Origin of the sequence: Telluribacter roseus, assembly GCF_017355915.2 — a bacterium.
GTDB lineage: Bacteria > Bacteroidota > Bacteroidia > Cytophagales > Spirosomataceae > Telluribacter.
On the sequence record NZ_JAFEUV020000009.1, the window covers coordinates 174306 to 188497 of the forward strand.

General features: G+C 49.8%; 9 protein-coding genes. 3 read left to right on the forward strand and 6 right to left on the reverse strand.

The genetic code is table 11. The annotated features are described in order from the left end of the window. Positions 1 to 9: 9 nt before the first annotated feature. From JTN23_RS17295 to JTN23_RS17305, 3 genes are all read right to left on the reverse strand, one after another. Positions 10 to 3168 carry an efflux RND transporter permease subunit gene (locus JTN23_RS17295; protein WP_247236286.1) on the reverse strand — a complete coding sequence of 1053 codons (3159 nt, stop codon included), beginning with the start codon at positions 3166 to 3168 and terminating at the stop codon, positions 10 to 12. Positions 3169 to 3239: 71 nt separating this feature from the next. Beyond that, positions 3240 to 4406: an efflux RND transporter periplasmic adaptor subunit gene (locus tag JTN23_RS17300; protein ID WP_247236287.1), complete on the reverse strand. Its 1167-nt coding sequence runs from the start codon at positions 4404 to 4406 to the stop codon at positions 3240 to 3242. A 173-nt stretch (positions 4407 to 4579) separates the two neighbouring features. After that, positions 4580 to 5011, reverse strand: a complete 432-nt coding sequence (locus JTN23_RS17305) for a hypothetical protein (RefSeq protein WP_247236288.1) — start codon at positions 5009 to 5011, stop codon at positions 4580 to 4582. 743 nt (positions 5012 to 5754) lie between these two features. Between JTN23_RS17305 and JTN23_RS17310 the strand changes: the two genes are divergently transcribed. Further along, positions 5755 to 6423, forward strand: coding sequence for a sterol desaturase family protein (locus tag JTN23_RS17310; RefSeq protein ID WP_247236289.1), 669 nt, complete (start codon positions 5755 to 5757; stop codon positions 6421 to 6423). A 92-nt stretch (positions 6424 to 6515) separates the two neighbouring features. Here the strand turns inward: JTN23_RS17310 and JTN23_RS17315 are convergent, their stop codons facing one another. Together JTN23_RS17315 and JTN23_RS17320 are read right to left on the reverse strand one after the other, a co-directional pair. After that, complete coding sequence (locus JTN23_RS17315; protein ID WP_247236290.1) at positions 6516 to 7181, reverse strand: YdcF family protein; 666 nt, start codon at positions 7179 to 7181, stop codon at positions 6516 to 6518. A gap of 44 nt (positions 7182 to 7225) precedes the next feature. Next, complete coding sequence (locus JTN23_RS17320; protein WP_247236291.1) at positions 7226 to 9664, reverse strand: malectin domain-containing carbohydrate-binding protein; 2439 nt, start codon at positions 9662 to 9664, stop codon at positions 7226 to 7228. A 328-nt stretch (positions 9665 to 9992) separates the two neighbouring features. Between JTN23_RS17320 and JTN23_RS17325 the strand changes: the two genes are divergently transcribed. After that, complete coding sequence (locus JTN23_RS17325) at positions 9993 to 10913, forward strand: hypothetical protein (RefSeq protein ID WP_247236292.1); 921 nt, start codon at positions 9993 to 9995, stop codon at positions 10911 to 10913. Positions 10914 to 10987: 74 nt separating this feature from the next. Here the strand turns inward: JTN23_RS17325 and hemA are convergent, their stop codons facing one another. Continuing rightward, entirely contained in the window at positions 10988 to 12250 is a 1263-nt protein-coding gene (gene hemA / locus JTN23_RS17330) for a glutamyl-tRNA reductase (RefSeq protein ID WP_247236293.1), read from the reverse strand. A gap of 280 nt (positions 12251 to 12530) precedes the next feature. Here hemA and JTN23_RS17335 point away from each other — a divergent pair, with 280 nt between their 5' ends. Continuing rightward, on the forward strand, positions 12531 to 13799 hold the full coding sequence (locus JTN23_RS17335; RefSeq protein WP_247236294.1) for a sensor histidine kinase: 1269 nt from the start codon (positions 12531 to 12533) through the stop codon (positions 13797 to 13799). The last annotated feature ends 393 nt before the right edge of the window (positions 13800 to 14192 follow it).

Consider the following 14192-nt stretch of genomic DNA (forward strand, 5'->3'; position numbering starts at 1 on the left):
AAAATAAAGTTAGTAACTCGATACGGCATCTTGCTCCATTGGCTGGGTCTTTCCCGGCTTACGCCGGTCGGTCAGACTGGCAAATAGTACATACAGCCCCGGGATCAGGATAACCCCGAACACAGTACCTATCAGCATTCCTCCGGCGGCCGCCGTACCGATTGAGCGGTTACCAAGGGCACCCGCTCCGGTAGCTATACACAGAGGAATCAGACCCGCGATAAAGGCAAAGGAGGTCATCAGGATCGGACGCAGACGCTCGGTAGCTCCCTCGATGGCGGCCTTCACCACCGACAGCCCCTCCTCGCGTCGCAGAATAGCGAACTCCACGATCAGAATGGCGTTTTTACCTAATAGACCAATCAGCATCACCAGTGATACCTGTGCATAGATGTTGTTCTCGAGGCCCAGCAGCTTCAGGGCCAGGAAGGCTCCGAATATACCCGTTGGCAAGGACAGGATCACCGGTAGGGGCAGCAGGAAGCTCTCGTACTGAGCCGCCAGCAGCAGGTACACAAACACCAGACAGATCAGGAAGATGTAGATAGCCTGGTCACCCGACAGGATCTCTTCGCGGGTCATACCCGACCACTCGTAGGTAAAGCCTTTGGGCAACTTCTGCTTGGCTACTTCCGCTACGGCGTTGATGGCATCCCCACTACTAAATCCGGCCGACGGACTACCGTTGATCATAGCCGAGGTATACATGTTGTAGCGGGTGATCTGCTCCGGACCATATACCCGCTCCAGTCGCGCAAACGAAGAGATAGGGATCATCTCACCCCGGTCGTTCTTCACAAACATCTTGTTGACATCCTCCGGCGCCAGGCGGTAGTGCGGATCTGCCTGTACCATTACCTTGTACATCTGCCCGAACCGGATGAAGTTGGAGGCATAGAAGCTTCCGAACAGCGTCTGCAGGGTACTCATGGCGTTCTCCACCGTTACCCCCTTCTGGGCGGCCACATCCTGATCCATGTGGATGAGGTACTGCGGATAGCTGGCATCAAATCCCGAGAAGGCATTGCTGATGGCCGGATGCTTCTGAAGCTCTTCGATAAACGCATTGGCAACGCGTGCCGTTTGCTGTAAGTCGCCGCTACCGGTCTTATCCAACAGACGTAGCTCGAAGCCACTGGAGTTACCGAAGCCGGGTACCGTTGGTGGCGGGAAGTACTCGATCCTGGCATCGTAGATGGACTTGGTTTTTTCCTCCATCAGGGCAATGATGTCATCCACCGACCGCTCCCGCTCATCCCAGGGCTTAAGGTTGATCATCCCCATCCCATACGAAGCCCCTTCCGACTCCGTCATCAGACTATATCCTGAAAGCGTCGATACCGACTCTACCTCATCAATAGAGGCGGCAGCCTTCTGAACTGCATCCAGTACGGTTTCTGTCCGCTCCACCGTAGCACCCGCCGGGGTAGTGACGTTCACATAAAGCATCCCCTGATCTTCAGTCGGAATAAAGCCCGAAGGAAGAACTGTATTAACTCCCCAGGTAGCTACACAAAAGGCGATCAACACGCCCAGGGTCACCACCCGCCGGCTGACGATACGGCTCAGTAGTCGCTGGTAACTACCCGCTACGGAATCATACCCACGGTTGAACCCGTTAAAGAAGCGCTGCAACCATGTATTTTTCTTTTCTTCGTGGTGCGTATTTTTCAGGAGCAGAGCGCACAGAGCCGGGGTCAGGGTAAGCGCATTGATACCTGATATAACGATGGATATAGCCAGCGTCAGTGAGAACTGCCGGTAGAATACGCCGACCGGGCCCGTCATGAAGGCAACGGGTATAAACACCGCTGACATTACCAGCGTAATGGCTACAATCGCGCTACTGATCTCTTTCATAGCCGAGAATGTAGCCTCGCGAGCCGACATGTCTTCCTGGGCCATCTTGGCGTGGACGGCCTCTACCACCACAATGGCATTATCCACCACAATACCTATGGCCAGTACCAGCGCAAACAGGGTAAGCAGGTTGATGGAGAAGCCCAGCATCTGCATAAACGCGAAGGTACCTACCAGCGCCACCGGCACTGCCAGGGCGGGTATGAGCGTGGAGCGGAAGTCCTGCAGGAACAGGTACACGATAATAAATACCAGTATGAAGGCTTCAAACAGGGTACGTACTACCTCCTGGATTGAAGCATCCAGGAAGCGCGATACATCGTACGAAACGCTGTATGTCATGCCCGGCGGAAAGGATGTTTCCTTAAGCTCGGCCATCCGCAGCTTCACGTTTTCGATTACCTCGCGGGCGTTGGAACCCGGACGCTGCTTAAGCATGATGGATGCCGAGGGGCGTCCGTCCGACTTGGAAGCAATTTCGTAATCCAGCGATCCGAATTCAATTTCAGCTACATCCCTCAGCTTAAGCATGGAGCCGTCCGGATTGGCCCGAATGACTATGTTTTCGTACTGCTGGGGCTCAAACATCTTACCCGTGTAACGCAGTACATACTGAAGGCTTGGGGAGGTGCGGCCTGAGCCTATCCCTGATTTACCGGGGGCGGCTTCTACGTTCTGAGCCCTGATGGCCTCGATTACCTCCTCGGTTGATACATTGTAACCTACCATACGATCAGGCTTAAGCCATACCCGCATGGAGTAGTCGCGATGGCCCATGATCTGGGCAAAGCCTACGCCGTCAATCCGCTTAAGCTCAGCCAGTACGTTGATGTCGGTGAAGTTGTACACAAACTTCTCCCCTACTGTAGGGTCCGAGCTTGTGATATCGAGGTACATCAGCATACTGTTTACCTCTTTCTCCACCATCACCCCCGCCCGGATTACCTCTTCGGGCAGCTCATCAATAATAGTCTGTACGCGGTTCTGAACGTTAACCGCGGCCAGATCCGGATCAGTACCTACCTCAAAGAACACCGTAATAAGGCTCATTCCGCTGTTGGAAGAAACGGACGTCATGTAGGTCATGCCTGGCACCCCGTTAATAGCTCTTTCGAGCGGAATAGCCACTGCCTTGGTACAAACCTCGGCGTTGGCCCCGTTATAGTTGGCCGTCACCGTCACCGAAGGAGGAACAATCTCCGGAAACTGTGTAACAGGCAAGCCTATCAGCGCCAGTACCCCCAACAGGGTAATGATCAATGATATGACCAGCGAAAGGACCGGCCTCTTTATAAAAATATCAAACATGTAGTGTAGTCAGTTAAGTACCAATAAATTAGTATCGGGTCGTATCCCTCTATCTATTCTCTGCTTGTAGCCTATTCTCTGCTTGTAGCCAGACGCTCCGACTCTGCTGGTCCTTCTTTACTATCCAGCGATACATACTTAGGCAGGATCTTAGCTCCATCCTTGAGGCTCTGGATACCTTCGTACACTATTTCATCTCCCGGCTCAAGACCTGACTCAACGACGTAGAAGTCCGCGGTGCGCGTCCTGGGCAGGAAGTTTTTCATCTTTACCTGCTTGTTCTTATCTACTATGTACACATAGTTTTTGTCCTGTATTTCAAATACGGCCTTCTGTGGTACCAGCACGACGTCCTCAATGGTATTGGTGAGTCGTACTTTACCGGATGAACCATGCTTGAGTATGCGTGTAGGATTGGGAAAGCGGGCCCGGAAGGCAATGGAGCCGGTACCTTCGTCAAATTCGCCCTCCATAGTCTCTATATTACCCTTATTGGCGAAGTGCGAGCCATCGGCCAGCATAAGCTCAACCTCTTTGTTATGATTACCCTTGTTGAGTCGGTTGGCTTTGACGTACTCGAGGTACTCTTTTTCCGAAACATCAAAGTACACGTACACCGTATTGATATCAGAAAGGGAAGTAAGCAGCGTACCTTCGTCGATCAGACTACCGACCTTGTAGGGGAGCCGGTTAATGATACCGCTAAAAGGGGCTTTGATGGTCGTATTAGCCAGACGAATGGAAGCATTGGCGAGAGCAGAGCGGGATTCCATGATTTTGGCTTCCACGGCAGCGTACCGGGCCTGGGCTACTTCGAGTTCCGTTTTGGAGACTACGTTCTTGTCAACCAGTAGCTTTACCCGATTCACTTCCAGCTGGGCTGCCTTGGCTTCGGCTATTGCACTCTGCAGGTTAGCCTTGGCCGAGGCTACTTCCGCCTCATATTCTTCATTATTGATTCTAAAAAGGGTTTGTCCTTTGCTTACATATCTGCCTTCGTCAACATACACTTGCTCAAGGTACCCCTTTACGCGGGCGTAGATATCCACGTTTTGTATCGCCTGGATATCTCCCACATATTCGCGATGAAGATCTGTTTGTTGGGCCGTCAAGCGCATCACCGGAAACTCCCGGACCGTACTTACCGGTTGTTCGGTTTCGCTTTCCTTGCTGCTTACTGTACAGCCACCAAGGCAGACAGCCAGCAGGAAGAGCGGATAATTCAGAAACTTATTCATAATAAACTTGTATGGTTGGGTTGAAAAATTGCTTAATAGAGATCTACCCAAGCAGTAGCATTGCCCATGGGTATAGGATTGTCACAATCACCGAAATGACAGGACAACCACCGAAGCGGAACCTATACAGGCACCACATCGGCATCCGGAAAAGTCACAAGGAATGGAAGACGTTACCCCTGCGGAGGAGGTACCGGTAATTGTATAAGTGGATGATCCCACTTTAGCAGATAAAGCATCATAGATGCCCGGCTTCGCAGCTCCAAGTAGTCGGAGCCAGATGACAGGACAGTATCATCATCATAATCCAGTTTGATCTCCTGATCAGCCGAATCATGCTTACTTAGGCCGGTAGTAGAGTCTACGGGAATAGCCTCCAGAGGACCATCATCCTGGGAATATATATTTTTGATTAGAGAGCGGTAGCAGCGCGGCCACTTGGTTTTGAGGATCTGCTCTTTAGCGCAGCTGCTTTTATTACCAGCTAATAATAGCTCAGTCCTATTATTTAGCAGAATGTTCACATTCTTGGCAGAACATTCCGTACTCAGAAAAGAAGAGTGGAGTAATGTCAGAATAAGTACTATGTGCAGTACAGTATTCATAATTTTGGTTTGTAACTGGTATGTATCTGCCTTACTTTAATAAAGCATCTGGTTGTATTTTTCTAATATACTCAAAGTAATAAAATTCTGAGGTAATATGCTCTATATTTCTTCATAAAATATACCTAATTGTCCATAAGTTACAATTTTATGCACTTGTCCGGTTCCAGAAGGAGTGTAATGAGAGATATATGTGGCGAATCTCCGACTCAATGGCACAATAATTTATTATATAGATAGCTCCCTCCGCAGCGGCCCTTCATCAAAAGAGTACAAGCGCTTCCAGGATCTAACCAGTGCGCACGGAATTCACATAAATATAACAATATAACATGAGGCTGGTTTATAGAATATATTCAAGAGAAACGATTAGAATATACCTACTAGTCACGGCAAATAAGCTTTTTTAGAGATGGATAGAAACGGAGCGGGGCGAAGAAAAAGTAAGGCATTAAGCCAGCACAAACTAGTGAAATCATAGAGCTGGCGGAGCAATCCTGAGAGCATGAAGGAGCAAAAATTTGATTAAGAATTTATTGACTCATACCACCTTATAAAGCCTCTGTGTTACAGTCAGAATCCCTATAAAACTGACACTTTCACAAAGGTTGTGTAACGACAAAATAAGGTGGAACAGGAACCAAAAAAAAAGCTCGAATGTAAATTAATCATTGAATTCCGCCTGTCTGAGTAACTTTTTGACTTAGAAGTTTTATTCGTCAACCGAAAAAATCATCAACGCCATGGCAAAAGACTACGTTAATTCCTACAAGCCTAAACATAAGGGTTCCAAACAGCTTTTCGAAAATCCAGTCCTTGAAAGGCTATCGCGTACACACATTTCCGTTCCGGTCTCGATGTACCTCGTTACATCAGTTGCGTTTGGCTGGTATGCCTTTACGTATACGGATATGAGCAACGGATGGATACTATCTCTGTTTTTCCTGGGCCTGCTGACATTCACGTTTGTAGAGTACTGGGTACACCGCAGCATTTATCACATAGAGCCTACTACTCCTGCCCGGGCTAAGTTTCAGTACACCATGCACGGCGTACACCACGAGTACCCCAAAGACAAAAGCCGCCTGGCCCTGCCTCCGATCCTGGCCATTCTGATTGGTGCTATGCTCTTCGGGATTTTCTTCGTATTGATGGGGGAAGCCTCCTATGCATTCTTCCCGGGCTTTCTGGTAGGATATGCCGGGTACCTGACCATTCATTTCCTGGTGCACGCGTACAATCCGCCCAAGAACTTCTTCAAGTACTTATGGATCAACCACGCGATTCATCACTACAAAGACGGAGATACTATGCTGGGCGTGTCGTCGCCACTGTGGGACCATGTATTTGGTACAACCGAGCCCAAAGCGGATGAGAACCTAAAACGACAGGCCGTAGAGCGTGGCCTGTAGTAGTAGCAGCTACCGTTGGGTAGCTACTACTCACTTTATAGCTATTGTACAGGAGCTTCGGCTCCTTTTTTTGTTTCTGAAGGAAGACCGGGCTACTTCATCAGGTGCCCGTCAAAGCCCAGCTCGACCAGGCGCTCCCAGGCTTTCCATACCTGTTCGGGAATCTCCTGATGGATCTGAAAGCCCAGGGCCGGGTACTCCCGAATTCGCTGCAGATCTCCTACCATGATATGAATCACCCGCTCCATGGTAATATCTTCGTTGGGATAATCCTGGAAAGACAGCTGCGGAGAAGTTACTATTAACTTCTGATGAGGCAGGTACATACGGCAGGTAGCATAGGCACGTCGCTCCATATTGGGCTTTTGTACCACTATATACGACGTAGGAGTAAGCCCGCGCTCAGCTAGCAACCGGTGGGTAAACTGCAGGTTTTCGCCTGTATTGGTGGATTTGTTCTCTACCAGCATAGCCTCGTCCGGTACTCCCATTTCGCGGGCAATTCGCGCAAACTGATCGGCTTCCGGCTCGGTCCATATCTCTTTGGTAAAGTTGCCCAACCCACCCGAAAATATGAGCAGCGGAGCGTAACCATCCAGCCAGAGTTGGGCGCCTCTTTCGGCCACCCGCGGGTCGTGGCTTCCTAGTACAAATATACAATCGGCCTTTTCGAGCGTATGATTCAGACGGTGGTAGTCCCAGATAAGCTCAGCTAACTGTAGTACCTCCTCGGTAAGCAAAGTCTTCGTGTTATGCATTGGTAATAGGTCGCAAACTTTCAATAGCAGCAACTACTAAGTAGTTACTGTTTTACTACTTTGCGAATATATACCTTTTCAGGCGTAACTACCTTAAGTATATAAGTACCACTTGCCAGATTATCCAGGTTAACAGAGCGGGCGCCCTGGGCACCAGCTACCTGGCGTACTACCTTGCCGCTGTTATCCAGCAGGTAGTAGCTGGCCTGGCCGGTGCTGCTACGCTCGATGCCTTCTTCGTCCGTCTCTACCAGATCCACAAATACTTCGTCGATGGCCGGATTGGGATAGAGCGTCAAAGAAGTGGCCCCGGCTGTACCTGCCTTACCCTTCAGGGTAGCTATATCAGGCTCAGTAACTCCGACTCTGGCCCCTGAGGGTGCTGTGCTCAGGCCATAGATCTCAATGCCACATACCAGAGGATCTTCGTTGATACGCTCAAACAGTACGGTTAGCTTGCCATCGGCTACCTGTACTTCAAAAGTCTTTTTGAGGGCATTCCTGAGGCCTGCTTCTTCCCGGATCTGGAAGTTAGAGGCTACCGTACTTCCTTCCATCAGGATATTGAATACCCGGGTTACACTGCTTACCGACTCTACAAAGTATAGATTAACCCGGTACCAGCCCGACGCTGCCGCCACAGGAAACTCCCACACCATGTTGCCTCCCCCCCGACTGTCACGACGCATAGTCTGGAATAGCTCGGTAGGTGCGCCGGTTGTATTGGTAGTTACTGCCATGGTACCAGGTGTACTGGCGGCGGCCGCTACGTTGGTGTAAGGGCTGGGGCTAGTCTGGGTGTCAGTAGACCAATTCAGCTCCGAATTGATCAGCTCAGCACCTCCGGCATTGACTCTGAATAGCAACTGAGGAGAAGCAGGCGTATCAAGTACATACAGATTGACCACCTGGCTGCTGGTTCCGCCCGTACCATCACTGACTGTAATGGTAAACTGAAAAGTACCCGTCTGCCCCTGAGGGTTGATAGACAGCTCGGCTGATGTAGCAGACTGCTGCGCCAGGGTCACAAAGGCAGGTAATGACTGGGCACCGAAAGTAAGCGCATCTCCATCCGCATCAGTGGCAGTCAACGCTACCTGTAACGTTTCCGTTTTTAGTAAAGAGATATCTTCAATAGTAGTAAGTACCGGCGGATTCTGCTCTGACTCGTAGGCACCTATTTCAAAGGCTCCCCCCAATGGACGTACCCGTCCCTGCAGGTCGCTCACGATACCCCAGGCGCTTACATCGGTACCTGTATTAACAGCCGGTGAACTAACAAGCAGGTTGTAGTTACCCGCCGCACTATTCACAAAGTTGGCCTCACTTACCTGCGCTACTTTGATATTGGTACTTTCGGTACTGGTAGCGCCGTTACCATGTACTACATACAGCCCGTTCTGAGGGGCCACCAGCAGGTTGTTATACAAGGCCTTGGTAGTACGGCTGCCGTACATCCGGATTGTTTCGCTTCCAGGCGTCACGATGGTATTATTGGCAATCGTAAGACCTGAGCCCTGGGCGGGTACAGTACGGTCGTCGGTGAAGATGCCGTAGCCTCCCGGCGATACGATAAGGTTATTATAGACCTTAAGCCCTCCTACATAGTCCGTTACGAGTATACCATTGCCCGTACCATTGAGCACCTTATTGTTGTAGCACAGTCCCCCGGCTCCGGCTCCGATCTGTATACCCATGTTCTGGTGAGCAGCAAAGGGATCAGTACCGTAGGTTTCCACCTGGTTGTTGTATACTTCGGCATCGGGTGCACAGGCGTACTGTATACCGTCGGCCCCGGTTTCCTTTACAATATTATTATAGATTTTTAGTCCGTAGATCAGGTGGGGCAGAGCCGTGACAGTAGTACCATTGCAGGTCAGGCTGACGCCCTGGTAGCTGGTATGCCCAATGTATATACCCTCCGCACCGGTGTTGTGAACGTAGTTATCACGCACCACTACATTGTTCATGGTGAAGTTTTGCCGCCAGGTAGTTGGGTCACAGGCAGGGTCGGTTTTGATCAGCATGCCAGCAAATCCCGTCCCGCTGATCTCCACATGATCAATTTCGATATCGGTGGTTTTGGCACCAACCACCAGGCCGCTGGCTCCACTACCGGTGCCGCTGATAACGATCCCGTAGGGTGTAGCACTATCACCGGCACCCGTTAGCTTTATATGCCTGGATTCCCATATATCCAGAGCGCCAAAGTAGGTGGCATGAGCTATGTTGACAGCTCCGCCACAGTTCTTGATTGTGATAGGTTGCTCGGCCGTTCCCTGAAAGTTAATGAATCTGAATCGTGAGTAGGTACCAGCCTGTATACATACGACATCCCCCGGCTTTACATCCATCTGACTTCCGTCATAGATACCGCTGGCAGTAATGGTAGTGGTGCAGCCACAGGCTTGTGCCCGTGCGACCTGGGGTAATACACTTAACAGTACGAGGAGTAAACAGATGGAGTAGAAGTTTTTATTCATATCCAGACGGTTAAAGATAGGTAGTTGCTTATAATCGAGTACTGTAAACCTTTGTCCTACGGGAGGAACCCGATTCCACACTTCATACTGTTGCAATTTCCCTATTCACTCGTCCAGATGCTTTACCATTCTGGGGAAGTCACGTTGAGTAATATCTCTGCTCTAAAGGCTCCTAAACATAGTGTTTTAGTACTAATCTAACAAGTTTTTGGAGGCCTATTGTGTAAGCGGAGCCGCCTTAACAGGATTATATTTTACACCGTACCTTTGTTCCATTCATTCGGATTCCAATCTTTACTAATTCTGAACCGACCAAACCTGTTCATTCATGCTTTACTTTTTACTGGCTGTAATATTCACGGTAGCGCTGTACCTAATTATGAGGGCCTACCCCCGCTACAAGGTCAATTCTTTTCATGCCATTGTGTTTAACTACTACGCCTGCGTAGCCACCGGCCTGGTCCTGATGGAAGACTGGTCGCAGTTCAGGGAGATAGCCTGGGGATCGGCCCCTACCCTTCTCACCTTGGCCCTGGGTTTACTATTTGTAACAGTCTTTGTACTCATTGGCCTGACTGCACAGAAGGTAAGCGTAACAGCTGCTTCCCTGGCGGGTAACATGTCGCTGGTCATCCCGGTCGTATTCGGGTTGTTTGTGTTCAAGAATGCTAACAAGGTATATACGCTGTGGAACTACATCGGGCTCATCACCGCTCTGGTGGCACTGGCTCTGGGAGCTATTCAGAATAAAGAGGCTTCTACCACCACGACAGCAACCCGTACCGCGGCTCAATTCCTGTGGCTGCTCCCGATTCTGGTATTTCTGGGCAGTGGCACCAACAATACGCTTATCAACTACCTAAGCATGAGCTACTACCGGCCCGAGCAGACTACCCTGTTCATGATCATTGCCTGTACGGGAGCCATCCTGGTAGGAACTACCATACTGGTCTTTCGTCTGGTGCGGCAGGGGGAGCACCTGCAGGTACGGAGCGTGGCGGGGGGGCTGATGCTGGGAGTACCTAACTTCCTGTCGCTGTACTTCCTGCTGAAAGCACTGGCCGCTTTTGGTAACAGTGCCGCCTTTGTATTCCCGATCTACAACATCCTGACCATGCTGGTCTCCTCGGCTACGGCCTGGCTGATCTTCCGCGAACGCCTCAACGGTCTCAATCGTCTGGGTCTGGTGCTGGCGGTGATTGCCATTATTTTGATCTCTTACCAGGAGCTGGGAATCAATCTGGAGTAAGTTCTTAAGCACCAAAGGCCGATCTGATCAGATCGGCCTTTGGTAGTATATCCAGTACAGTAGTAGTAACTACCTTAGTGTTTTTCTTCGGGTTGTTTTTCCAGGTTGAACAGGTCATTCAGCACGTCGATCAGTGTCTCGGCTTCACCACGCTTACAGGCCGCTTTCAGCTGCAGTACAGGTAGCTTAATGATTTTCTGCATCATGCTGGATGTAATACGCTCCAGCTTGGCCGCTTCAGCGTCGGTCATACCCTTCATATAGCGGGCCATTTCCTCCTGGCGGATCTGCTCGAGAGCATTTTTCAGTTTCTGGATGGTTGGAGATACGATCATCTCCTTCGACCAGTCGTTAAACTCGGTTACAGCTTCTTCGATGATCGATTTTACCTTAGGTACTGCCTGCATACGACGTACCAGCGCCTCATCGGCACGGCTACGTATGGTGTCAATGTTATACAGTACTACGCCGGGTACTTCTTCTACTTCGGGCTCTACGCTGCGGGGTACCGACAGGTCAATGAGGTACTTGAAGGTAAGGCCGCCCAGCTTGTTCATGAGCTCCCTGGTGAAGTAAGGCTCGTCACGTACAATAGAAGATACTATCACATCCGCCCGCATGATCTCAATGTCAATATCTTCGAAATCAGCTACGCGGAAGCCCAGCTCAGTGGAGAGGGCATCGGCTTTGGAGCGGGTGCGGTTTACCAGTGTGATATCAGCGCCTTCCTTGTTAGCCAGGTTGCGGCATACATCGGTACCGATTTCACCCAAACCTACCACCAGTATCTTAGGATTGACGGTAAGGGTATCCACCAGCTCAACGGCTGAGTAAGAAACCGAAGCGGCGCCATCGCGGAAGGAAGTCTCCTGCGCTACGCGCTTATTGGCAAAGAAGATGGTATGCATCAGGCGGTGCAGGAACGGCCCCGCCATATTCAGATCGGCTGACCACTGGTACGACTGTTTGATCTGATTAGGGATCTGCATGTCACCTACTACCTGCGAAAGCAGGCCGGTGGCTACCTCGAACAGATGGCGTACTGCCTCGTCACCGTTGCCAAACTGCTCAAAGTACGGCAGGAAAGCATGTACGTCGGTAATACCATTCTGAATCAGAAGTAGCTTGATCAGCTCTTCGTTCAGATTCTCAGAAGCAGAATAGTAAATCTCAGTGCGGTTGCAGGTTGATACAACCAATACGTCTGAAACATCAAAGAATTCCCTTATACGAAGCATTAAAGCCTTGGCTCCCTCTTCGTTAAGTGCAATTTGCTCCCGAATTGCAAGGGGAGCGACCTTATACGATAAACTGACGGATTTGAACTGATTATACATTACTTACGCCTGAATTCTGACCACAAAAATAGGGTACAATCTCCACATTATGAAACGTCTTTTGCACAGGATGAGTTTATTTAGAAATAGTATAAATAACTACCTGAACAACTGAACAAAGTTCGCAGTTATAGTCAATCTAAATTATGACCTGGATCAGTTTTTTAGTTGATTTAACCCCGCTATAGTAAATACAGTAAATGACGGAAAATCGTTTATATTTACAGTATACAGCCAAAATAAAATCCTAAATTCTCCTGGTACAGTTGTCCACTACTACATGAGTACGGTAAACGACGAAAAACGCCCCCGCTTCTTCCTGCATCCGGTAGCCCTGCTCAATAGTCTGCGTTTGCGCCGTACTCTGCTTGATACCTACGGACAAAAAAACAGCTACAAGTTCCTGATCGGCCTCAACCTGTTCCTGATCAGTGTAGGGTCGCTATTTTACACCAGTGACCTGGTGACAAAGCTGGAAGAAAGGGAGCTGCGCCAGGTAAAGCTGTACGCGGAAGGCCTTCGCTACGCGATCAACAGTGACTTCGACGAAGACTTTAACGTCGTAATGCAGAATATTATTGAAGCTAACTCCTTCTACGAGATTCCGGCCATCTATCTAGATGAGAACAACATGCCGGCTGCTCATAACAATATATCGTTTCCTGAGAATGCCAGTCCGGAAGCCATCGAACGTTTGCTGGAAGAACGACTCAATCAGATGAAGGAAGAGCACGCTCCTATCGCCGTAGAGCTTGGTGACGGCCGTACCGGCTACGTATACTACAGCAATTCTTTCCTGCTGACTCAGCTCAAGTACTACCCTTACATACAGCTCTCGGGGCTATTCCTGATCGGGTTTCTGGCCTACCTGGCATTTAGTTCGGCCCGACGGGCCGAGCAGAACCGGGTGTGGGTAGGACTGGCTAAGGAAACGGCCCACCAGCTGGGTACTCCCCTGTCGTCCCTGATGGCCTGGATCGAGTACTTTCGCTCTGACCCTGATTTTGATCCGGCTATTGCCGAAGAACTGGAAAAAGACGTGCAGCGCCTGGAAATGATCACCACCCGCTTCTCCAACATTGGCTCGGTACCTACGCTGAAGGAGGAGAACCTCGCTCAGGTCATTACAGAGTTCGTGACGTACCTTCAGAAACGGGTATCTTCCAAAGTCGCCTTCCACATAGACAACCAGCTCACCGAGGGACAGACGGTACTAATTAACCGTAACCTTTTTGAGTGGGTGGTGGAGAATATCTGTAAAAATGCCGTAGACGCCATGGCCGGGATAGGCGAAATCAGAATCACCATCATTCCTCATAAGCCCCAAAAAGAAGTCTTCATTGATATACAGGACAACGGCAAGGGAATCAGCAAGAGCAACCTGCAGAAGATATTCAGCCCCGGCTTCAGTACCAAAAAGCGCGGCTGGGGCCTGGGCCTGACGCTGGCCAAGCGCATCATCGAGAACTACCACAACGGCAAGCTGTTTGTCAAAAGCTCCGAACCAGGCAAGGGTACCACCTTCCGGATTGTACTACGCGATGAGTAGGTCACGCCTGCTGATTGGTACCTGTAAGTGGCTGAATTCTACAAGGAGATAATTGACGGAAGTACAACCTTACCGGCCACTATGACCACTTGATAAAATTTTGCTATAATTTGCTGTAAGTTAGAATATTAACCTTTATCTTGTCTACCATTTTTCGATTATTGGATACAACTAATTCGGGTAGATCTTCTTTGGGGTACTTAGGTGCCCAATATGTACATCTTCTGGTATCTGGAACTGACTAAAAGTCAGTGTAGGTGAGCCTTCTCCCATAGGTACTTTACTGACGCTCAATCGGCAAAAGAGCCCTTCTAAGGCAGGAGGTCATCCTGCTAATGCTGGATAGTATGTATCCATGCACGCACCTACTGCTCATCCCCAACTTCTTTCACC